This window comes from Arthrobacter sp. P1_A5 (genome assembly GCF_056406825.1).
In genome coordinates, this window is sequence record NZ_JBFTZL010000003.1 from 67017 (window position 1) to 89593 (window position 22577).

The 22577-nt window shown below is 61.7% G+C and carries 16 protein-coding genes; 6 read left to right on the forward strand and 10 right to left on the reverse strand.

Annotated elements, in window-relative coordinates:
* Positions 1 to 35 precede the first annotated feature (35 nt).
* Complete coding sequence (locus AC1D1S_RS01860) at positions 36 to 518, forward strand: cation:proton antiporter regulatory subunit (protein ID WP_018774037.1); 483 nt, start codon at positions 36 to 38, stop codon at positions 516 to 518.
* A gap of 5 nt (positions 519 to 523) precedes the next feature.
* Positions 524 to 1720, forward strand: a complete 1197-nt coding sequence (locus AC1D1S_RS01865) for a cation:proton antiporter (RefSeq protein ID WP_476993584.1) — start codon at positions 524 to 526, stop codon at positions 1718 to 1720.
* Between the two features lie 94 nt (positions 1721 to 1814).
* On the opposite strand, the gene dcd is transcribed toward AC1D1S_RS01865, so the two are convergent.
* The 6 genes from dcd to AC1D1S_RS01895 all read right to left on the reverse strand — a co-directional run bounded on the left by dcd (position 1815) and on the right by AC1D1S_RS01895 (position 10643).
* Positions 1815 to 2390: a dCTP deaminase gene (gene dcd, locus AC1D1S_RS01870; RefSeq protein WP_476943263.1), complete on the reverse strand. Its 576-nt coding sequence runs from the start codon at positions 2388 to 2390 to the stop codon at positions 1815 to 1817.
* A gap of 100 nt (positions 2391 to 2490) precedes the next feature.
* Positions 2491 to 4641, reverse strand: coding sequence for a PKD domain-containing protein (locus AC1D1S_RS01875; RefSeq protein ID WP_476993585.1), 2151 nt, complete (start codon positions 4639 to 4641; stop codon positions 2491 to 2493).
* Between the two features lie 313 nt (positions 4642 to 4954).
* The gene (locus AC1D1S_RS01880; RefSeq protein ID WP_243180563.1) at positions 4955 to 6118 is read right to left on the reverse strand and encodes an acyltransferase family protein; all 1164 of its coding nucleotides are present in this window, start codon (positions 6116 to 6118) and stop codon (positions 4955 to 4957) included.
* A 234-nt stretch (positions 6119 to 6352) separates the two neighbouring features.
* Positions 6353 to 7684, reverse strand: a complete 1332-nt coding sequence (locus AC1D1S_RS01885; protein WP_476993586.1) for a glycerophosphodiester phosphodiesterase — start codon at positions 7682 to 7684, stop codon at positions 6353 to 6355.
* A 224-nt stretch (positions 7685 to 7908) separates the two neighbouring features.
* A complete protein-coding gene (locus AC1D1S_RS01890) occupies positions 7909 to 9123 on the reverse strand; it encodes a hypothetical protein (protein WP_476993587.1) in 1215 nt (404 codons plus the stop codon).
* Positions 9124 to 9200: 77 nt separating this feature from the next.
* Positions 9201 to 10643 (reverse strand): tyrosine-protein kinase domain-containing protein, encoded by a 1443-nt coding sequence (locus tag AC1D1S_RS01895; protein ID WP_243180560.1) that lies wholly within the window; start codon positions 10641 to 10643, stop codon positions 9201 to 9203.
* Positions 10644 to 10774: 131 nt separating this feature from the next.
* Between AC1D1S_RS01895 and AC1D1S_RS01900 the strand changes: the two genes are divergently transcribed.
* Positions 10775 to 11419: an arsenate reductase/protein-tyrosine-phosphatase family protein gene (locus tag AC1D1S_RS01900; protein ID WP_243180559.1), complete on the forward strand. Its 645-nt coding sequence runs from the start codon at positions 10775 to 10777 to the stop codon at positions 11417 to 11419.
* A 6-nt stretch (positions 11420 to 11425) separates the two neighbouring features.
* Here AC1D1S_RS01900 and AC1D1S_RS01905 read toward each other — a convergent pair whose 3' ends face one another.
* Positions 11426 to 12340, reverse strand: coding sequence for a glycosyltransferase (locus tag AC1D1S_RS01905; protein WP_243180558.1), 915 nt, complete (start codon positions 12338 to 12340; stop codon positions 11426 to 11428).
* A gap of 151 nt (positions 12341 to 12491) precedes the next feature.
* On the opposite strand from AC1D1S_RS01905, the gene AC1D1S_RS01910 reads away from it, so the two are divergent.
* From AC1D1S_RS01910 to AC1D1S_RS01920, 3 genes are all read left to right on the forward strand, one after another.
* Entirely contained in the window at positions 12492 to 13661 is a 1170-nt protein-coding gene (locus AC1D1S_RS01910; RefSeq protein WP_243180557.1) for a glycosyltransferase, read from the forward strand.
* Positions 13662 to 13764: 103 nt separating this feature from the next.
* Positions 13765 to 14874 (forward strand): glycosyltransferase family 4 protein, encoded by a 1110-nt coding sequence (locus AC1D1S_RS01915; protein WP_476945925.1) that lies wholly within the window; start codon positions 13765 to 13767, stop codon positions 14872 to 14874.
* A 50-nt stretch (positions 14875 to 14924) separates the two neighbouring features.
* Positions 14925 to 16271: a lipopolysaccharide biosynthesis protein gene (locus AC1D1S_RS01920; RefSeq protein ID WP_243180555.1), complete on the forward strand. Its 1347-nt coding sequence runs from the start codon at positions 14925 to 14927 to the stop codon at positions 16269 to 16271.
* 58 nt (positions 16272 to 16329) lie between these two features.
* Here the strand turns inward: AC1D1S_RS01920 and AC1D1S_RS01925 are convergent, their stop codons facing one another.
* The 3 genes from AC1D1S_RS01925 to AC1D1S_RS01935 all read right to left on the reverse strand — a co-directional run bounded on the left by AC1D1S_RS01925 (position 16330) and on the right by AC1D1S_RS01935 (position 22468).
* Entirely contained in the window at positions 16330 to 17460 is a 1131-nt protein-coding gene (locus AC1D1S_RS01925) for a right-handed parallel beta-helix repeat-containing protein (RefSeq protein ID WP_243180554.1), read from the reverse strand.
* 326 nt (positions 17461 to 17786) lie between these two features.
* Positions 17787 to 21941 (reverse strand): LamG-like jellyroll fold domain-containing protein, encoded by a 4155-nt coding sequence (locus AC1D1S_RS01930; RefSeq protein WP_476993588.1) that lies wholly within the window; start codon positions 21939 to 21941, stop codon positions 17787 to 17789.
* A gap of 104 nt (positions 21942 to 22045) precedes the next feature.
* The gene (locus AC1D1S_RS01935) at positions 22046 to 22468 is read right to left on the reverse strand and encodes a hypothetical protein (protein WP_476993589.1); all 423 of its coding nucleotides are present in this window, start codon (positions 22466 to 22468) and stop codon (positions 22046 to 22048) included.
* Positions 22469 to 22577 lie beyond the last annotated feature (109 nt).

Sequence of the window (22577 nt, forward strand, 5' to 3'; positions counted from 1 at the left end):
GGCCGAATCACCGGTTCGCGCACTAGGCTGAGGGTATGAACGTGGATGAGACGGACCTCCCCGGCCTCGGCCGGCGCAAGGACTTCATGACTGCCTCCGGACGCCGGATCGGCGTTGTCGAATACCGCGAGGGCCAGACGGAACTCATCGTCTCGACCTGGGACGATCCTGACACCTGTCAGGCCTCTGTCCCGCTGACTGCGGATGAGGCCGCCGCCCTGGGCAACCTCCTGGGCGGCCAGCGCATCGCCATGCAGCTCTCGGAAGCGCACCGGGAAATCCCGGGTATTGTCACGCGCCAGTTTTCGATCAGCGCTGAGTCACCCTTCCAGAACCAGCCGATGGGGAAGGCGTGCATCCGGACCCGCAGCGGGGTCTCGATCGTGGCCATCATGCGCGAAGGCGAGGTCCTGCCCTCCCCGGGACCCGACGTCGTCCTTCACCCCGGTGACCTCCTCGTTGCGGTGGGCACGCAAGAAGGCCTGGACACGGCGGCCGGCATCCTCCGCAACGGATAAGCCGGATGGATCCGCTCGCGCTGACCCTGATCGAGCTGGGGGCCGTCGTCTTCTGCCTCGGCCTGCTGGCCAGATTGGCCGGGCGGATCGGCATGTCCCCCATCCCGCTCTATCTGGTGGGCGGGCTGTTCTTCGGGGCCGGGGGCCTGGTCAAGCTCGAAGGCATGCACGAGTTCGCGCACCTTTCCGGCGAGATCGGCGTGATTCTCCTGCTGCTTATGCTTGGGCTGGAATATACGGCGTCCGAGCTCGTCACCGGCCTGCGGCGGTCCTGGCAGGCCGGCGTCCTGGACCTGCTGCTCAATTTCCTGCCCGGTGCCGGGMTCGCGGTGATGCTGGGATGGGGCGTCGTGGGGGCCATGGTGATGGGCGGCGTCACCTACATTTCATCCTCCGGGATCGCCGCCAAGGTCATCACGGATCTTGGCCGCATCGGCAACCGGGAAACCCCGGTGGTCCTGTCCATCCTGGTGTTCGAGGACCTCGCCATGGCCGTGTACCTGCCGGTCCTGACCGCCACGCTGGCCGGCGTCAGCATCCTGCTGGGGCTGCAGACGGTGGGGATCTCCCTGGCCGTCGTCAGCCTGGTCCTGGTGGTGGCCCTGCGGCACGGACACCACGTGTCCAAGGCCGTGCACAGCGAAAACTCCGAGGTTTTCCTGCTCAACCTGCTGGGCGCGGCACTTCTGGTCGCGGGGCTCGCGGCCGCCATGCAGGTTTCCGCGGCAGTGGGCGCCTTCATGCTCGGCATCGCGATTTCCGGCGCCACGGCCCACAGCGCCACCCGCGTCCTGGAACCGCTCCGTGACCTCTTCGCGGCCATCTTCTTTGTTGTTTTTGGCCTCAACACCGACCCCCGGTCCATCCCCCCGGTCCTGGGCTGGGCCCTGCTGCTGGCCCTGGTGACGGCAGCCACCAAGGTGGTCACCGGGTACTGGGCGGCCAAGCGGGCCGGGATTGGCATTCCCGGCCGCTACCGCGCGGGCGCGGCCCTGATCGCACGCGGCGAGTTCTCGATTGTCATCGCCGGCCTGGCCGTWGCCTCCGGCGTGGTGCCCGCCGATCTGGCAGCCCTCGCCACCGCCTACGTTCTGATCATGGCGATCGTGGGGCCGCTGGCCGCCCGCTTTGTGGAGCCGCTGGTCCGGCTCCTGCGCCGTCCCGCACGGCGCCCCGCGTTCCGGACCTCGGGCCCGGCGTAACGCTGCCGCCCTGCGACACGGCGCTTGCTGCGTGGCCGGGAGGCTGGCTTGGCTGCCTGGCGCGGCCGTCCGGCCTGGATGGCAGCCGTCCCGCCTAGATGTTGGTGAGGTGGAAATTCAGGTGGCTGCGGCTGGCCGTGGGCCCGCGCTGGCCCTGGTAGCGGTTGCCGTATTCCCCCGAACCGTACGGGTGCTCCGCGGCCGAGGTCAGCCGGAAGAAGCACAGCTGGCCGATCTTCATGCCGGGCCAGAGCTTGATGGGCAGCGTGGCCATGTTGGACAGTTCCAGCGTGACGTGGCCGGAGAATCCGGGATCGATGAAACCCGCCGTCGAGTGCGTCAGCAGGCCGAGCCGGCCGAGCGAAGACTTGCCCTCGAGGCGGGCCGCGATGTCATCCGGCAGCGTCACGGTCTCGTACGTGGAGCCAAGGACGAACTCCCCCGGGTGCAGGATGAACGGCTCGCCGGACTCAACTTCCACCAGGCGGGTCAGCTCGGGCTGCTCCTCGGCCGGGTCAATGTGGGCGTATTTGTGGTTATCGAACAGCCGGAAGAACTTGTCGATCCTGACGTCCACCGAGGACGGCTGGACCATGTCGGGGTCGAAGGGTTCGAGGACAATCCGCTGGGAGTCAATTTCGGTTCGAATGTCGCGGTCAGAGATCAGCACAGGTTCAAAAATACCGCACTCACTACGGTCCGCCTGGCCGGAGGCCTGTATTACACCCTGGGCGCCGGTCGGATAACAGCGCCCAGGGCTCGTGAACCGGCTACGGGGCCGCCGCCGTCACATTGTCCAGCAGCACAGTGATCGGCGCATTGTTAGCACTGCTGGAAAGATACGTGAATAACCCGATGCCGCCCGCCGCCTGCAGAGCCGCCGTCGTGTCAGTCACGGAGCGCTGCCAGCTGACCGGTTCGGCCGTCCCCACTTTCCAGACTTTGGCGCGGATGGTGGTGGTCCCCGTGCCCGTGACCTGCAGGCGCATTGCCAATCGATCGCCGACGGCATAGTTCAGGCCACCGATCGTGAGGCCACTCTGGATCGTGGTTTCGGTGCCGCTGGCCGATGTCCTTATCAATGACAGGTTCACAGCGCCCGTGGATGTCACTTGGGCCTTAGCCCGGTATTCTCCGGATCCCGCAATCCTTCGTCCGACTGCCGAGAAATACAGGCCGGAACCCGAGGCGGGTTTGTCGGTCGCAAGCTCGAGGTAGAGGTCGGTGGCCGAGGAACTGACAGAACCCAGATAGGCGTAGTTGGCGACGCCCGCAGAGGCGATGCGCAGGCGTCCTGTCCCGCTGGCCACGGAGTAATCGCTCGTGCTACCCGTCACGGACCAGGGGCCACCCGTTTCCGCGGTGCCGAGACCATTAGTGACCGCCCGGTTGAATGCGTCTTGGGCAAACGGTGCTGTGCCAGCTGTTGTTGTGACTGTCTGGGTTGCCGCGCCCGTGGCACCGCCGTTGTCAGTGACCGTCAGGGTGACGTTGTAGCTGCTGGGGGTGGCGTAGGGGTGCGACGGCGAAGGGCCGGTGCCGCTGGTGCCGTCGCCGAAGTCCCAGGCATAGCTTGCTATGGTGCCGTCCGGATCTGTGGATGCCGACGCGTCGAATGCACAGGTGAGATTGGAGCAGGACGAGCTGAAGGACGCCGTTGGAGGCACATTGCTCCCCGACGAAGCGACGCTGAAGGCATCCGTGAACGCGCCGTCGGTGGCGACAAATCGGGCGTCCAAGGTGGTGGCGGTGAACTTCATGTCCAGCAGGCCGTGACTGGGGTTCAGGTTGAGGCCGGAATAGGCGGCGAAGTACGGTGCTTCTGGATCGGCGGTATTGACATCGCGCAGGCCCACGCCACCCGTCCCGACGGTTGTAAAGACGGAGCCGGCTCCCTTGGCCAGGGAATTGTCCCCGTCACGCACGCAGGATGGGTTGTAGACGCCAGGCTGGAGCCCCGCGCATCCGGCTGCTACTGAAAGCTGCTTGCTGCGCTGATAGTGATGTTCATGGCCGTTCAGGACGACGTCCACTTTCTTGCTGAGAAGCAGGTTAGTAATGTCGGTGCCTGCAACGCAGTCRTATATGCCGATCGAGACGCAAGGTGTGTGCATGGCCACCACGACCCAGGGTATGGACGCGGACCGGGCTCCGTCGATTGCTGCTGCTGTCCAGTTATAACGAGGGCTGCCGACGGAGTAGTCAGGGGTTCCGCCCGTAAAAGGTATTCCCGGAGTGATAAATACAAAACGTGCCAATGGATTCTGCTGCGGGACATCGACGTAGTATTGCCGGCCGTAGGTCCCCACCGCCCCGGGAAGCTGGTTGGGCAAGCAAGCAGAAAAATCATTAATGTTTCCGTTCTGTCCGTTGCTTTCGTGGTTGCCCGACACCAGCTCGACCGGGAAGCCCGCGCCTGTGCGGGCTGTGACGAAATCGCACCAGGACTGCTCTGCTCCGGTGGCACCGTAGGAAAGGTCACCCAGGGCCAGGTGCAGGTCCGGTTTGAGCTGTCCGACTCGGGAGAGGACACCGGCAGCGGCGGCTGAAGTGGAATAATCGCCCGCCGCTGTGACGCGAAGTTCCCCCGGAACGGCGGGGACGACGGCGGCTTCGGCAGCCTCCGTTCTCCCGGGCAGCAGTTGGGCCATCGCGGGACTCCAGGCCACTGATCCGGCGAAGACAAGGGCAGCGCTCGTAACCGACACCGTGACGAGATGCCAAAACGTGGCGACACGGAGCGTTAATCGCCTCTTCGTTGCGCTCGCGGCACGCTTATCCGTGCGCCGGTTCCGAACAGGGACCCACTTCTTACCCGTCATCGGCTGCGGAGGCCCGCTGTGATGGCCATGGTTGGCATCGGGCGGCTGGGGCGGCGACGGTGCACACTCCGTTGATGAACCGCTGTTTTCAACGCTCATGCTGCCCCCTCATGAATTTGCTTCGAACGGCATCGCTGGTGATGTGCTGGGCCGGCACTTCAGCGATACATTCCGCTCAACCCAGCACACCACTTGTGTGCTGGGTTGAACGGTAAGCTGACCCCCCTTCGGGTCCCCGAGTATGCGGTACTCGACTTTTTCGCCGTTTCGTCGGCCCTACTCGCATTTGTACTTGCCTCTGCCTTGAGCAATGCATGCTCCATCAGGGCGCAACAGATCCGCAGGGTTTGCCTCGGGGCATATCGAACCGACGGTAATGCGAAGAGTCGGCCAACTATTTTTCGGCTGCCTATTACTTTCCAGAGTCCGCTGTTTCGAGCGAACCAGCCGCTTTGGGCTGTCGGTTGACATATGGAACACGAGTCTGCAGCCAGGCCGTCACTGGCAGTTCCACAAACCGATAAATTAGCGTGGTTGCAATCAGTGCCGCCGCGATCGACAGCAGGACAGAAACGACGCCGTTCGTGACTCCCAGCCGAACCAGCACTTCGGGTATTGCTGGCGCAATTAACGGATGAAACAGGTACAGGGAGTAGGACGCGGCTCCCAGAAACGTCGCGAACTTTGGGATCCCTCGTCCAATGAGCGGCTCAAGCCAGGCCACTGCCAAGACGATTGCGCTTACCGCGAGCATTTCGAAGACACGATTGTTCAACGAACCATCTATATCGGGGTGGATCACCATGTATAAAATCCCGAGTACAAGTACCGCAAGGACCGCCGGCGCCAAGCGGCGGCGCGTTCGGGGGTTGAGAGTCAACTTTGCAATGAGCATGCCCACAAGGAAATAGAGAACGATCGGATCAAAGTAGACGGCCCAGGCAGGCCAGTTGGCTCCGCGGAACAGAGATCCGCAAGCAACAAGGACTAGCACGCCCCCAGTCAGGTAGATGACGTTCGCCCTGACGAGCAGCGTAAGGGCAAAGACTGCGTAAAAGAACATCTCGAACACCAAAGTCCAGCCAACACCCAAGAGTGGTTCCACGGCTCCGTCCGCGTTACGTGAGGGCAGGAACAAGTATGAAAGGACAACCTTGCCGGGATCAAGCGCTGAATGAAGAACCGCCGCAGGCAGTACCAACATCGTTAGTAATTTGACCGTGGTGGCCATCCAGTACATCGGAACAATGCGGATTATTCTCCGCATTGAAAAGTACTTCCAGCCGTCCCGAGTACCGGCGAGAGAAGTCGTCGAGGCAACCATGACAAAACCGCTGATCACGAAAAACACCCGGACGCCAACCACGCCGTCATTCCAGACGGGGACCGATGAGGACAGTCTTTCGTGAGCATAAAAGGTCGAGTGTGTGACCACTACCAGTAGTGCGGCGATGAAGCGAAGGGCCTGAATACCCTGGTACTTACCGGGTTTGGCCTGCGGCAAGTCCGTCCGCTGGGCGGCCGATTTATGTTGGTCTTTCGGCGAGCCGAGACTTGAAAATCCGATGAGTCGCATTCGTTACCTCTTCGTCCTCACAAACAAACACCAGGAGCGGAAACACGGAATTGCTCCGACCCTAGTGCATCTGCCGGCTCCGTGGGGGTTTGCGTGCGGGATTTTTTTGTCGGTAAATTTCCACAGGTTCTCCCGCCGTGCGCATCCGTGGCAGCCTGCCCTCACGGCCCTTGGGAAGGAAGCCAGGCTGGAACATAGTTGGCCATTTGGCAGCCGACGTGACTGGGCCCAGAACTATGCACTGTCGACTTTGATCCCGCGGAAGGATATGGGGACTTTTCCCTTATAGGCCTTACAGAGGGTGAAGTAGCCGCCGCGGTGTTCCGCGGTTGTTACCGATACCTTCGTCTCTTCGGCGTCGGGCCGGGAAAACGTTATGCGGGAGCTTTCCACTGAGATCCTCAAACTGATCCATGATCCGGGCACCGGAGGAGCTGTCCTCAACACGCCCAAACTTTCGGTGGCGCCGGACTCGCGCCTGGCGTAAAGCCGAAGCTCGCCTTTGTCATCCAACAAGAGATGGTAACCGGCTGGACCAGGTTCGAGCGGTTGATAAGGGCTGTCGCTGGTGAGGCCGAATGCTAGTCCGGCCTGCACCGAAGAAGGCACCCTCGTGGGCCAGCACATCTGGAATTCGATGGAATATTCATCGCCGGCGATGGGGCACATGGAACCAAGTGAATAGCTTTGGTCCACGTCGTCGGCAAGTGTGACGGTTGCTTCCCGGGGTGAAATAAGGGGCTGGAAGGCCCAACCGAGGGTCGACGGAAGGTCCCCTGCGGCGCGGAGCCCCGTGGCGAAAGTGTCAGCGGTGGCCGCCGGAACGTCGGTCATCACGTAGGGAATGTTGGGACACATCATGCCCCGGACTCCCAGCCCAAGAAGGCTGTCCCTTCTCGAACGTGTATGAACCTCCCAACAGATCGTGGGCCGTCCGAAACCGACGAGCCGCTGTATATCCGCGTCAGCCGCCAGATGATAAATGCCTACGAAGTCATGACGGGCGGCGTACTTTTCAAATTTCTTGTCCGCTCCGTCCACAAAGTAGCCCCAGGTTTTATAGCCGCGGGCCTGTGCGTCTTCGAACGTTTTGACGCCCGCGTCCTGCTTCCAGACGAAATGGCCGGTCGAGTCCGGATAGGTATCCATGAGGTCCAGGAGCACTTTGGTGTTGGTGCCCTGCTTGTCCTCCAGGAAGACAACGTGTGTGGCGGCGCAAGCGTCCAGGACGTCCGACAGTTTGGGTATCGGCTGGGGGGCCGCTGACGGCCCCAGCCATTGCCGCGCGTCGACGCGGAACTCTGCGAGTTCCGCGTACGTCATGTTCTCGATGTCCTTGTCGACGCCTGTTAGGCGCGAAAGATTAGCGTCATGATGACAGACCAGGACGCCGTCGGACGTTGAGTGGACCGAGACCTCTATAGCCCGCGCCCCCGCGGCCCTAGAGGAGTCGTAGGCGACTTTCGTGTGTTCGGTCCAGTTGTCTCCGGAGCCCCTGTGGGCGATATAGAACGGTGTCGTTCCGGTAAGGCTGTCCACCGTATGGATCGGCGCTCGCTCGGGCACGGCATCATTCGCTGAACAGGATGCGAGCACCAGGCCGGACGACGATGCGATGAGGAAGGTCCTCCTCGATACATGTTCTGGTGATTGTCTGCCAGTCCTACCCATGGGACCGGACCTTACGGACTGGGTCAGACGGCTGCCGTGCAACGTAGTTGGAACTTGCCGTCAGGGAGTTGAGGAATAGTTGGTGAATTACATTCATAGCCATCCGTCTCGGTCGTCCTTTAATTGGCATCTTGTAGTGGCCCAGCAGCACTCGTCTCGCGCTGTTGGTTCTTCTTTGGCAGCATTAGTCCCAGGCCCAGTCCCATCGTGGCGACGGAAGTCAGCAGGGGACTGAAAAAGATATTCCACAGCGTGATGACAGCCAGGAAAAGAGGCAACGCGCTTCCCCGTCCGTGCGTGATTCCAACGACTATGGCGCGAAGCGCCCAAACGGCTATAACCGACGCTAGCGCGAGTGCAGGAATGCCAAACAGTGCCCACAGGTCCCCCACCACGGAGTGGACCTCGAATTGTGACCCGAACATGTATTTTTCTACGTAACCGTTGTTGGGTTCATAGTTGATGGAGGCCATGCCCGTTTTCGCTACGGTGACGTCCGTCGGCGAGGGAATGATACCGAGGCCAAATCCCAGCGGGTTTTGGGCGAACAGTCCCAGCGTTGCGGCCATTTCCGGCCGGCCTCCCAGGATGAGGGATCCTGTCATGTTGATTTGTGTCACGGAGCGGTCTTGTGCAGCAGCGCCGAGGTAACCCTCCACGAGCAGACTTGTAAGGACGTCGTACACTGCCACCGCCATGCACGCGAGCGCGAGCATGGTCTTCATCACTGACCTTCGCCCGCTCTTGCCTCGAGGCACCAGCTGCCAGAGTACGAGAATCATGACCATTCCCAGCATTCCAAACATAGATCGCGAGTCGTTTAGCTGGCACAGGACAGCCAACAACGTCAGTGTGAGGGCCTCCACTAATCCTTGCCGGCGCCTGCCCCAGCGGCCAACGCCATACGCAATGGATAAGCTGATGACAATGACGGGAACGGAGTATCCGAATTTCCAGGCGTTCTCCGCTGCGGCTCCCGACCGCGATACGCCCAAGAGCATACCGAGCCCGTAACTTAACCCGATCAACCATTCGGGCATTACTTGCTTTGCCCATAGGACCGTGCCAACGGTGAGCAGAAGACCCACGAGCAGTGTCACGTTATTTATGGCAGTGCTCGAATCCACCTGGTGATCAGGGGCATTGAGTGCCAACAGCCAGAAACCGGATAGGCAACAGGCTATTCCCAGCACAAAAAGGCTGGCCGCTCCTCGGAACTTTCCGAGAGCCCCCAGCCAAAGGGGCGCGATGACCAGCGCAGCCACATAACCTACGGTGATTGTGTGGCTCAATTGCAGGCGGGCGCCCAGAAGGACCAGGACGATGAACGCCACCCCGACAGTCGCGTGCTGCCACCGTGCGGCGTCAATGCTAGCTAGTGGTCGATCCGGCCGTCGCAACGCACTCTGGCTCACACAAGTTTCCTCAGGGCGTCGCCATCGATGGAGAGGTCATCGGCTTTTCCGCCCAGCTCCCACTCGTGCTCGGGCGCCATGGCATGTTTTGCCGCCGGCAGGGCAGCGTCGCCATAGCTCTTCGGGATGTCCCGCCCGAGTTTGATCCGGTTCAGGATGACGCCGAGGACCCGACCCTTGACGTTTTCGACCGCGTCCGCGGCCGCCTTCAACTGGCCCCGGCGGGTGGAATTGGCCCGCGCCACGAGAAGCGCCCCGTCGGTCAGCCGGGATAGGGCGAGCGAGTCGGCCACGGGCAAGAGTGGTGCGGAATCAAAAATGACAATGTCAAATTGCTGGACCAGGGCTTCCACCGTGGCCGCCATCATGGCTGAAGTTACAAGCTGGTTCGGATTCGGGGGTACCGCACCGGACGGGAGGACCCGGATGGGACCCCAAGGTTCGATGACGTCCCCTAGTTTGGCCCTGCCGGTAAGAACGGTGGTGAGTCCGAGCGTTCCATCGATGCCGCAGTACTCCGCTATCCGGGGCCGGCGCAAATCCGCATCGACCAGGATTACCCGGTCAGATCGTTCTGCCAGGGCTAACGCCAGGTTGATTGCCGTAGAACTTTTTCCCTCCCCGGCAACTGCTGACGTGACAACCACGGACCGGACACGCGCATCTGGATCAAGAAACTCTAAATTAGCGGCGAGTTTCCGGAACGACTCGGCGGTCACACCGGTCTTTTGCGTCCGGAAGTCGGCCACCTCGGCCCCGCCCTTTCTGCGCAGACCGGGAATGGTCCCCAGGACCGGAATCTCAGTAGCCCGCTGAACGTCCTGCTCTGTTCGTAGCCGCGTGTCGATAACCTGTCGGCCCAGGGCATAAGCCGATGCCACGGCCAGGCCCAGGGCAAAACCGGTTAAAGCCATGAATCGCTTATCAGGGGCAAACGGGTTGTTGGGCGCCTGGGCCTGCTCGACCTGCTGCATCGTGATAGCAGGAGTTCCATTGTCAGCTTTAGGAGACAGTGCCTGCGCAGTGGTTGCTAGCGAAGAGGACACCGCATTTGCAATGCGGGCAGCCTGGGTGGGCGATTCATCGGTCACCGCGATCTCGATCAAGACCGTATTCAGCGGAGTATCCGCGGAAACCGCATCGGCCAACCGCTCCGGCGTGGTTTGCAGATTCAGCTTCGTGATGACCGGATCGAGGACAGACGGCATTTTTGCAAGCTTCGCATACGACTGGATCAAGTTCTGCGTGAACGTTGACCCCTGCACGAGCTCCGTGGTTGTACTCCCGCGCTGAGTCGACACGAACACGCTGCTTGAAGCCTTGTACATTTTTGGTGAGTTGAGCCCCAGGACGAAGCCGATACCCGCACCCAAAAGTGCCAGTGCGGTTATGAACAGCCACCGACGGCGCAGCGTCCCTAGGTATTCGGCAAGCTCCATCCAAGATCCCCCTTACAGCGTTTCGGCCAACCCTACCGCCTGCTGACCGGAATAGGGTCCGAAATTATCACCCGTTTTACAGATGACGGGCTACACTGCGGTCATGGGATGGCGGACATGAGGACACAGTCTTGGCATCGATCCTGGTAGTCTGCACCGCTAACGTCTGCCGGTCGCCGTACGCGGAAGCGTTACTGACCGACTACGCAGCGCGAGCCGGCCGGTCCGGCGTTAAGATCCAGAGCGCCGGGACGCATGCGGCGAACGGTCAGAGCCTCTGTCGCGGCGCCTCCGCCCTTTTGCGCAAGGGTGGCGTTGAAAGTGGTGCCTCAAAGGAGCACCGCTCAAGGAAACTGGAACTTGGTCTCGTGCGCCGCGCGGAACTAATTCTAGTCGCATCGCTCGAGCATCGCTCTGAAATTGCTTATCTGGACGCAGCTGCACGACGCCGAACGTTCACCCTCAGGGAAGCCGCTGCCTACCTCGGTGAACTGGCATCTCGGGGGAGGCACGCAGGCGGGGTGCCGGTCGGCGATGCCTCCCTGTTCCAGATCGTGGAAGCGATGAACTGTCTTCGCGGTACCGTCGCTATCCCGGAAGGCTCGCCGATGGCGCTGCCGGCGCTGCTCAGTCGGGGCGGTCCAAGCGCCCAGCGGCGCCTGGATATTGCGGATGGGCACCTTCAGGGCCCACTGCACCATAAAGCGGCCCTGAATCAGGTGCGCCAAGCCGTGGGGAAGATACATCTCGGCCTCAGTGCCTTAGGCGGCTATTGATGAACCTTATGACCAACGCCGAAGAAGGGTGAGACCGTCCCAGGTTCCGCGGACGGCGGCCCATACTGGCCTGACGGGCCGCAGGAACTGCCGGCGTCCGCCGCGAAGCAGGATGCGCCAAGCGGCCGGAATGGCCGAGCCCTTCCATCGCCGTCTGTCATCCGGATTTAGGTGGATCGCTGCGAAGAGCAGCCGGTTGCGGATGTTGTAGTAGTAATAGACGGGCGATTTGGCCCTGGAACCCGGTCCGCTGCCCTGGGTGCCACCTTCATCATGAGTGGCAGTGGCCTCCTCCACCACCTCTAGGGCTCCACCGGCTGCCTCAACGCGGAAGGAGAAGTCCACATCCTCCCAGTACAAGAAGTACCGGTCATCGAAACCGCCTGCGGCTTGCCACATTTCGAGGCTTATCAGTAGGCATGCTCCTGTTAGCCAACGGCGCTCACCGGGCGGCAGCGCAGCGGATGCATGGCGTCTCCCCCTGGTTTCTCCGTCCTCCATACGAACTGTGGCCCCGGTGAACCAGATACTTCCGTCCGACCGGACGATACGGGGAGCCACGACGGCCATCGGGTTGTGTTCGACGGCGTCCCTCAGCAACTGAAGGCTGGACATGCCCAGTGTCGCATCGGGGTTGATCAGCAGGAATGCTCGTGCGCCGGCTTGGGCAGCAGCTTCGACGCCTAGGTTCATCCCGGCCCCGAATCCCAAGTTGGTCTCCGGCGCCACCAAGGTCCAGCCTCGCCGGGCAACGAGGCTCGCAACGGCGTCCCGTTCTGTTCTATTCGTGTAGTTGTCGACCACTACTACAGAAACATCCGGTGTGTGGCCGGCCACGGGCGCAATATTCGTCTCCAACAATTCATGCGAGCCGTAGTTCACGACGATAATCGCCAATTTGCGCTTCGGATTCATTGCCATGTGAGCACCATATAGCTTACTGTCCAGAAAGTACCGTCGTCAGACCCAGACGGCGGCGCGGTGTCTGACAGCGAAAAGCGGAGGTTGCCGCCCAGATTGGACTGGAGTAGAGGACCCTATGCATGCATGCGTCACGTCACCAGCGGTGCTAATGGCCCACCCGAGTTCTGAACTCTACGGCGCCGACCGGGTGATGCTCGAAACAGTAGAGGGACTGGTTGAACAGGGCTCAAGGGTCGTTGTGACGGTACCTCAAACGGGACCGCTTGTGGCAGAACTTGAGGCGCGCGGCGCCACCGTCAGCTTGTGTCCGTCGCCGGTATTGCGCAAAAGCTCAGCCAATCCGCTCGGTTTGCTCAAGCTGGCAGTCGAGGCAGCAAAAGCCTCAATACACGGGCTGAGGCTCATCCGGAGGACTGGCCCTGACGTGATTTACGTGAGTACTCTGACCATTCCTCTGTGGCTTTTGTTGGCCCGGCTAAACCGGCTCCCCGTCCTGACGCACGTCCATGAAGCGGAGAAGTCGGCCAAGTGGCCAGTCCGCTTGGGGATTGTTGCCCCTTTGATTCTGGCGGATCGAATTATCGCCAACAGTCGATACAGTGCAGAAACCCTCACTGACACTCTTCCGGCACTCGCGAAGAGGGTGCGGGTTGTGTACAACGGAGTGGTCGGCCCGGATGCCGTGACCGCCCCCAGGGAAGCCGTCGTAGGGCCCCTGCGCATGGTCTATGTGGGCCGGCTGTCTCCACGTAAAGGCGTCGACGTTGCCGTCGCCGGGGTGGCCGGGGCTCGCCGGCGCGGGATTGACGTGAGCTTGGAGCTCGTCGGCGCGGTGTACCCAGGCTACGAATGGTACGAGGCGGAACTGCGAAGCCTGGTGACCAGCCTGCGCTTGGAAGGGCACGTCCGTTTTCTTGGTTTTTGCACCGATGTTTGGCCCAACCTGGCGCGCGCTGATGTCGCCATTGTTCCGTCAAGGCTTGACGAGCCCTTTGGAAACACGGCGGTAGAGGCGCTTCTCGCCGCACGGTTGCTGATTGTCAGCGATACGTCGGGCCTTCGGGAGGCTGCAGGAAACTATGCCGTGCCCCTATTCGTACCAGCCGATGACCCCGACGCCATAGCGGATGCCATTGAGCTACTGCACCGGGCCTGGCCGGACTACCGCCGTCGGGCAATTGAGGACTCCGTGGTAGCCGAAGAGCGGCATCGTCCATCTGCCTATCGAAGCCGCGTTAACCGCGAGATTAAGGAGACTGCCGCATTGAAGAGGTCCAGCAAATACGAGGCAGGACCGGACCGGGAACCGGTACGTTAATCTGCCGCGTGCCGTGATCCGATTTCCTTTGGCGGGGCCTCCCTGACCGATCTGAGAAGCACGCGAGCCGGGCATGTGTCACTGTTCGAAGGAGAGAGACTGAGTGTTTTTGCCTAAACTGAACTCCACCCGTGCCCGGCTCTATGAATCATTAAGGACGGCACACCTCGAACGTGCCCGGCAACTGGAGCCGGCTGTTATCCTCTACCGCCAGAAAAGGTACGACTTTGATGAACAGCTGACGCAGGGACTGCACCTGGTCCATGCCAACCGGCTGAAAGCAGCCTTTCTCCTCGGCCGCTCCCGGGTCCGTCAGCTGGAGATTAATGAACCCCTCATGCTCTCCAGTCTCCCCGCGACGTTCTTGGCTCTTGTTGCAGTCCGCCTGGCGGGGGCGGTACGAGGTCACCGCACCCGGATCGTGACGTATGCGATCGGCAACGCCGATCCCTTTGCAGGACCTGGCGGTCAGGGCTGGAAGTCCCGGACGCGGAAAATGGTGGAACGGCGCCTCGCCCTCTACGTCTGGCGTCATGTGGACCGGGTTGCCTTCGGAACGCTGGCCGCGCAGGAGGTTTACCGCGACGTGCTCCCGCGCCTGCAGGAGGGACAGGAAGAATGTCTAGTTCCCGCCTTGCCGGCCCCGTGCGAGTGCAATCCGAACTATCCGAAGGTCCCAGCACGCGTCGTATACCTTGGTGATCTGTCCCGACGGAAGGGATTCCCGTTGGTACTGGCGGCCTGGTCCCGCGTTGTTCAGCAAGATCCGGGAGCGGCACTTGTCATCCTGGGCAAGGGCGCCATGGTGGCAGAAGCAGAAAGCGCTGGGACCTCAAACAGCAGTGTTGAGGTCCACATCGATCCAAGCCGCGATGAGATCCATCGGGTCTTACGGCAGGCCCAGGTGCTGGTTCTGCCATCGCAGTCCACAGCTACATGGCGGGAACAGGTCGGGCTTCCGATTGTAGAAGGGCTCGCACACGGCTGTTCCATCGTCACGACCACCGAAACGGGCCTGAGCGACTGGCTTGCCGACAACGGCCATGCGGTGGTGTCGCCGCACGCGACAGCGCAGGAGCTTGCGGATGTCATCTGCAAGGCCATAGCCTCGGGTCCCTTCGGCAACGACGTGACGGCAAGTCTTCCTGACTCTGACGGACGGTTGGCCGCCGACGAGTGGCTGTTCGAGGCCTCACCGGACGTGGCACGGTGACGCTTCGCAGGAATCCCCAGGCTGTAGGCACAGAAGCGTATCGGTCAAGCATGTGGTCCAAGCTGGGGAAAACCGCGGGCACAAAAATGATTGTCCTAGGTCTTTCAGGCCTGTGCGCCATCGTGACCAGCCGAATGATACTTTCTCACTTCGGTACGGAAGCCTATGCGCAATACGGCCTGCTTGCCTCTCTGCCGAGCCTTCTTCCCTTTGCGGACTTAGGCATTGCCGCCGTCGTCATAAATTCGATCGCCGAGGCCAAGAATCCCAGGAGCGACGAGCACGTTCGTCGGTCCCTGCTGACTGCCTTGAGGATCCTCCTCGTTTCCGGCACCGTAATCATGGCAACGTCCGCCCTGGTTTCCGTCCTGGGGCTTTGGCCTGTGTTGCTAGGCAACGGCCTTCTACCGGATGGCGGAGCTTGGGCGGCCTTTTTGTGCATGGCCGTATTCGGGATCACCCTTCCCCTCGCGGTGGGGCAACGGATCCTGGTCGGGCTTGAGCGGACAGCCACACAGGTCAAGAGCCAAATAGTCGTTGCCCCGCTCATATTGCTGGCTGTTCTACTATCGATTGGGCTTGCGGCGCCGGTTGGCAGCTATTTGGCAGTGTTTTCCTACGCCGCTGCTGCCGTCAACTCCATCATCTGCCTCATCATTGCCAGCCGTCTGATCAGTCCTCAGCTGACCTCAGCTCTCAGATCCGTTCCGCACATAAAACGCGAGCCCGGCATCAAAGCCTTCCATCTTGCCTGGCCCATGCTCCTCCAGATGGTCGCCCTTCCAATAGCTATGCAGAGCGACCGGCTGCTGCTCAGCCATTTGACCCATGGAGAGGAGCTGGCGCAGTACAACCTTGCCTCGCAACTTTTTGGCATGATTCTGCAAGTTATTGCCGCGGCAGGAATAGTTCTGTGGCCCATTTATGCCAAGGCGAGATCGGCGTCGCGCATCGAATCGCCGCTCGTTCCGACAATTTGGTTTGCCGCGGGCGGCCTATTCCTAGGCGGACTACTGGCCATCGCCACGCCATTTCTCGTTGCCTTTGTTTCCGATGGCAGAATTATTCTGGATGCGTGGCTCGTTTCCGGGTTCGCGGTTTTCGTCGCCCTCCAGGCAGCTAAATACCCAACGGGCATGTACATGACCGACAGCGCAGGCCTGCGGTTTCAGGTCCTGCCCATACTCATGCTTGTCCCGCTGAACATTGCCATATCGTGGTGGCTGATTTCGCTGCTGGGCGCAGCCGGTCCGATCATCGGCTCCGCCATCTCGGTTGCAGCCTGCCAGCTGATCCCTAATCTCTGCTACGTGACGCGCGACTTGGCCCGGCGCCGGCAGGGGCAGGGCGCCGGGGCCAACTTGTCGCCCCATGAAAGCAACACGGCCAAGCTATGAACTTCCTGCTGATGAGTCTCACTTTGGTCGCAGGCCGGGGTGGTGAGGAGAACAGGCTTTAGGCTGGATGCAGCCAGGTGAACGGCAGCGCGGCCCCCGTCGGGCCATAAACGCGGGGGGCGGACTTTTGGGCCTGGTTCCCCATGGTCCAAGTCTCGACAACGAATTTTCCGGAGCCCACACTCGTCCCGTCCCACTTGGGGTTTTTCACCGTGAGCACACAGTCTGTTCCGCCGCGGGCTGCATCGGAGTTCAAGGACATGTGCAAAGTACCGCCGGTGGTCTTCCGGTCACAGATCATCACGGGATCGTTGTACGTGATACGCGTGGACTGTTCGTGGTTGAAGCAGTAGCCTGCAAGCTTGCCTGTCCCGGAGCCAATGTATTCCGAACGCACCCGGGTCACAGTTGAATCACGCGACTCGAACCAGGCAATGCCGCCGCCACCAGTAAGAGAATGGTGGAAGTAGCAGTCCTGGAATGTGATCCCCGAGCTGTTGTTCACCATTACGGGGCTGGAACTAACCCGCACACCTGCGCGGCGGCCATCCACTTCGGTGTTGGTTACCCGCACCGAAGTGCACTGGAATATGCTGATGCCCCCGGTTTCGCCCGGCGGGACGGAGTCGTAGCCGGTGATGCCATTGATATAGACGTTATCGACGACGCCGTTTGCCCGGCTCAGCCGAAGACCGTTGTACTCATGGCCCAGGCTGGTTCCCTGGATTTGGAAGTTGCGCAGTTCGACTGTGATCATCGGATCTGCGCTGGAAGCGATCGCGTGAATGAGCATGTAGGGCGAAGCTCCACCGGTCCACCTCGGCTGGCTCGAGGAGGCCATCCTAAAAATAGTGTTGCGTCCGGACCCCACCAGGCCGCGACAGCCGGCACCACCGGAACGATTCCCCAACCGCACGCCGTCTTTGTACCCGTAGCGGAAATTGGACGGAATGGTGAACACGCCTTCGGGGAAGGTCAGCACCCGATTACCGGTAACTTTGTTGATGACCGTCTGCAGGTCGTTGCCGGAGCTGTACAGGTCCTCATAGCGGACGTAGCCGGTGCCCGTCGGACGAGCGATGGCCGCTGCGGACGGTGTGGCGTTACCGAGCTGGCCTGCCGCCAGCCCGAGGGCCGCCGCGGCCCCTAATCCCAGGGCGCTCCTACGGGAAAGATGAGTCGCTTCCATTATTTGTTCCTTAGATCTGAGGGGCCGCCCAAGCTTGCGCTCTACCGCAACGTAACGACTGGATAACTTTTGCCGTTACAGCATCGGGGAAGGCGCGACGGCGTGTCAAACCAGCACCACGAGTTTGTTCCCCCTTGAGGCGCGGTGTGTCGGGCCACCTCAAGTGTGCTCCCTTTGGGGTCCCCCCGGCCAGACGCGAGTCCTGACGCGGGTGACGCCGACCACCCGCGAGTCCCGCCTCGACGGCGGAGAGCCCCCTTGAGTGTGATTAATACCACACCCAAGGGGGCTCTCCGCCGGCGTTCCCGGCCGTGTCGCGCCGGGGGTTAGGGCTCCCTGGTGGTAAGCCAGTTACGCAGGGTCACCTTCACCGGGCCGTTGAGGTTCGACCCCGACACGTAGCTGAGTATGCCGACGGAGCCAGGGACCTGGAGCGCCGACGTCGAGTCGGTCGCGGTCAGGCTCCATGCTGCCGGCTCAGCGGTGCTGGTTTTCCAGGCCTTAGCGCTCAAAGTACTGGGCGACGTTCCGGTCACGGCCATTTTGATCCGCACGGAATCTCCCACGTTGTACGTCAGCCCGAGGGTCCTGGTCGAAAGGATGGTTTCCGCCCCTGCAACCGTTTTGGTCAGGTACAGAGTCAAGGCTCCGGTCCTGGAAATCCACAGCTTGGCTCGATAGTCGTTGGAGCTGCCGGCGTTACGGCCTATGACCGAGACAAAGGTCCCGCCACCGTCTCCGATCTTGTCGAGGGATACATCGAACTGCGTCACGGCCGAGTCCGCAGAAACCGCATTCAGGAATGCGCTTCGAGTAGCTCCCGCAGCGTTGTTGATCGTTGCATTTCCATCGGCGACCGAATAGTTGCTCGCACCGGACGGGGTCGTCCAGTTGCCTCCGACATCCGCCTGCCCGAAGCCGCCGGCAACTGTCCGACCGAAGTCGTCCTTTGCCAGGGGCTGGTTGGCAGGAGCCGTTACCGTGATGGACTTGCTGACGGTACCCGTCGCTCCCTTGTCATCCGTTACCGTCAGCTTGACCTGATAGGTTCCCGCCGCTGCATATGTGTGCGACRGWGTCCGCCCTGTCCCGGCCGGCGACGAATCGCCGAAGTCCCAGGCGTAGCTGGCAACCGTGCCGTCCGGATCTGCCGACGCCGACCCGTCCAGCGTCGCGGTCAGATCCGCCACAGCCGAGCTAAAGGCAGCCACCGGAGACTGGTTGGCCGCGGTGACCGTTACTGCTTGCGTCACTTGCCCTGTCGCTCCCTTGTCATCCGTCACCGTCAGCTTGACCTGATAGGTTCCCGCCGCTGCATATGTGTGCGACRGWGTCCGCCCTGTCCCGGCCGGCGACGAATCGCCGAAGTCCCAGGCGTAGCTGGCAACCGTGCCGTCCGGATCTGCCGACGCCGACCCGTCCAGCGTCGCGGTCAGATCCGCCACAGCCGAGCTAAAGGCAGCCACCGGAGACTGGTTGGCAGGCGTGGTGCCCGCACCCAGGGCGTAGTGAGCCGAAACGTCGGAGGAACTCAGCGCCGTGGAGTACACGGCCACCTCATCGATGGCTCCCGCGAAGTATGGCTGCGGTCCCCACGTCGTATCTGCACCCACACGCCAGTAGCCGTTGTAGGCTTGGGACCCGGCCTGCGGATTGGAACCGACCTCCTGGCCATCCACATACAGCTTCATCCCGTCCGACGACTGGGTTGCCACCATATGGTGCCACGACCCGTCGTTGTACGGCTGTGGAGTCGTAATGGTGTTGGCTTGACCCGTCCAAACGCCGAACGTCAATTGTCCGCTGTTCTCCATGTAGACGTGCCGGTCGTAGTTGCCCGAGAGTCCGGTCTGGGAACCACCGAAACCGATCAGCTTGCCGCCATTGGTGGTGGTTGTGTTGAACCACAGCTCCTCCGTGTAAACCGTGGGGTTGGAGAACTGGGCGTCGGACGAGAGCAAGCCCGATGAGCCGTCGAATTCGACGGCTGTGTTAGTCACTCCTGCGAGCGCGCCTGGGCGTCCCAGACTCGTTCCGCTGACGAAGGTACCTGTATTGCCTACCGCACCGCTGTCGGCTGCCGTCGTTCCCGTAGTTTCGCCCACCCTCCAGTACAGGTCCGGGTTGAGCTGGAACACTGCCTTGCCGTAGTTGTCTACAGGCGCAGTGGGCAGGTTAAGGGTGCGGCCGGAGGCCTGGAAGTGGTTCTGGACCTGGGACAGCCCCAGTACGGTCGGGTAGATGCTTACTTCATCGATGCTTCCCTGGAAGTAGCTACTTGCGGGCTGCGACGGCCAGCCGTTGAGGTTGTCGCCACCGATTCGCCAGACCCCGGTGTAGGGCTGTCCGCTGGTCACGTCCGCGCGCTTCGCAATTCGCTTTCCGTCGACATATAGCACCATTCCGTTAGAACCAAGGCTGACGGTGACTTGGTGCCACTGCCCGTCATTGAAACCGGCGGAGCTTTGCAGGGTTTCCGTGTTTCCGGTGTAGACGCCGTAGATGATCCGTCCTGCGTTGTCCATGTAGACGTGGCGGTCATAGCTGCCGGACTCTCCTGTCGGGCTATTTCCAAAGCCGAGTATCTTGCCTCCTGAAGTGCTTGTGGTCTTGAACCACGCTTCGGCCGTGAACGTGTCCGGGCCTTGGATCCGGGTCTGGGTAGCCCCGAACCCGGTATTCGTTCCGTCGAAGGTGGTTGCAGCGTTCGTGTCCCCGGTGATGGCGCCGGCGGTTCCGCGTGTTGCGCCGGTCCCTAGGCTGATATCGCTCCAGCCGGCCCAGTCTACGGCGGTCCCTCCGCTGCCTTCGCCCAACCGCCAGTAGTCAGCCGCACCGTCGTCGAGAACGCCACGGGCATAGTCACTGACGCTCCCGGCCGTGGCGGTGGTGACGCTGACGGCGTTCGATTTCGCGGTGTTGCCGAAGGCATCGGTGGCGATGATCTGATATGTGTGGGTGGATCCGGCCGCCAGTCCCGTGTCGATGTATCCCATGCCCGGCCGACGCCAGAAGTCGGACTCCTGTGTTTTGGTGTAGATCGGCGTGGCAGTCTTTCCGTCACGGATGAGCTGGTAGCTCAGGTTTTGATTGTCCTTATCCCAGTTCGCCTGCCAGCTGACCCTCGCCGTTCCGGTGGCGGTGCTGATAACGGACGGGTTGAAGGCGGCGCCTGTGACCACCGGGCCCTGCTTGTTTGGCGCAATGCCCTTGACTGCAAACCGGACCAGGCCCTGCTGGGCTTTTCCGTTTACGCTTGGGAACTCGCCGCCGGCGACGATGTATTGGTTGTTGCCGGTGATGTTCCAGGCGGCCTGGGATGCGCCGCTGAACGTGCCGACGGCGAATTCGGGGTACCACTGAAGGAGAGACGGCGAGGGATTCCCGGCAAAATTGAAGTATCCATAGGGATCATCGGTCAGAGTGCCCGTCRCTGCCTTGCTGAACGCCAGTGCATGATTGAATGTCCACTTTGGCGACGTCTGGGGAAAACCGCCGATGTTTCCGCAGTAATGGGCATGACTTACGGTGTAGACGGCTGTATCGGATGCGTAGACGCCATAGGTGTCGCCGTGGCAGTCCTCGACCCACTTGATGGCACCGTCGGACCAGTCAGCGGAGAATGTTCCCTCCAGGTTCCCGCCGTTGCCAAACACGTAGCCCGTTCCGTAAACTCTTGTTCCGTCGCTGGCGAGGCTGAGGATGGCTGCTTGTGGCCCGCCGTTCCTTACCAAGCCGTTCGCGGCCCACGGCAACAGCCCGCCGGTGTTAGTATCGACTGCCCCCAGCCCGTAGCCGGGGTTGCTCGAACCGTTGAGTGTGGTGAAGCCGCCCCCCACTACAACCTTGGAGTCATCCGGTGAAACGAGCAGCGTGTTGACGTCGCCGCCGGCCGGGACCGGGTTCCAATTCAGCAGGGTAGCGTTTGACGTCGACACTGCGGCCAGCTTGGGGCGGCTGACCGATCCGACGCCGCTGAACCACCCGCCCATGTAGACGGCGTTGTTGGATGCCGTGAGAGCCACCACACGCGAGTTAACTTTCGGCGCCCAGGACGTGATCAGCGCACCAGTCGTGGGGTTCAGCGCAGCTACATAGGGCCGTGCTACGCCGTTCACCTGCGAAAAGGCGCCCCCGACGAAGAGCTTGGATCCGTCTGGTGAAGCCGCAATGGTTTTCGCCATGCCGTTCAGGCTGGCGGTAAATGTCGTAATCAGATTTCCGGTTGTGACGTCGTAGGCCAGGATATTGTTCCGGGCGACGGTGTTTGTTCCCGGTGCGGCGCCGGCCGGCCTGGCCGTGTTGAATTGTCCTACCGCGTAGGCCACGTTGCCGATGATGACCTGCTGCCAGACGATTCCATCGATCTGCACCGTGGGCAAAGCATCCGCCGAGACGGTGACGGGTGTGGCGGGGTTGGCGGGATCAAGAGGAGCGGTGTCGGCCGTAACGGGAGGAGCCGCGACCAGGGCCATCGACATAGCAACCGCGGAAGCGAGCAGGACGGCGCCAAGCTTCCTAGGCCCGTTACCGGGCCAGCGTCGAGAGCGGTTTGTTGGAACGGGTTGGGGACTGGACGGTTCGATCATGGCTTACCTTCTGTCGGTGCGGCACCTTCGAATGCCGCAATAGGCGAATCAACCTGAAAATTCACGAGAACTCGAACCTTGTCCCGTTGGTCTACGGGAACCAGGAAAACATACGTGGCCGAGCCGGACTCCCCGGGGGCGATCGTGGGGGGAAATTCGGACACATCAGGCCCGCTGAGCGTGATGGAAGGCAGATCCTCCGCACCTGCGCTGACGTTCACTACGACGTCCGCCGTCGTAAGGGGGCGGTCCGTGCTGTTGTGGAGAGTGACGGTGAACCGGAGGGATGGGCCAGCGACCTCACCGGCTTTTTGAGCCTGTCCCTGGACGCTCTCAAACTCGGTGATCTCGGCGGTGATGCCTTCCCGTATGGATGCTGGTTGATCCAGCGGGACCGGCGGCGCGACAGGCTGGTCCACGTTGGCAAGCTGCGCGTCGCTGCCGGTCGCGGGCGCAGGAGCCGGGCTGGCCGCCGTCGGCTCCGGGGCCGGCGCGGAAGCCGGCGAGGCCGGGGCAGTTGTGCCGCCC

Coding starts and splice junctions, on each gene's coding strand:
- AC1D1S_RS01860 (WP_018774037.1), top strand. CDS start 36: ATGAACGTGGATGAGACGGACCTCCCCGGCCTCGGCCGGCGCAAGGAC.
- AC1D1S_RS01880 (WP_243180563.1), bottom strand. CDS start 6,118: ATGCGACTCATCGGATTTTCAAGTCTCGGCTCGCCGAAAGACCAACAT.
- AC1D1S_RS01895 (WP_243180560.1), bottom strand. CDS start 10,643: ATGGAGCTTGCCGAATACCTAGGGACGCTGCGCCGTCGGTGGCTGTTC.
- AC1D1S_RS01905 (WP_243180558.1), bottom strand. CDS start 12,340: ATGGCAATGAATCCGAAGCGCAAATTGGCGATTATCGTCGTGAACTAC.
- AC1D1S_RS01910 (WP_243180557.1), top strand. CDS start 12,492: ATGGCCCACCCGAGTTCTGAACTCTACGGCGCCGACCGGGTGATGCTC.
- AC1D1S_RS01920 (WP_243180555.1), top strand. CDS start 14,925: ATGTGGTCCAAGCTGGGGAAAACCGCGGGCACAAAAATGATTGTCCTA.
- AC1D1S_RS01925 (WP_243180554.1), bottom strand. CDS start 17,460: ATGGAAGCGACTCATCTTTCCCGTAGGAGCGCCCTGGGATTAGGGGCC.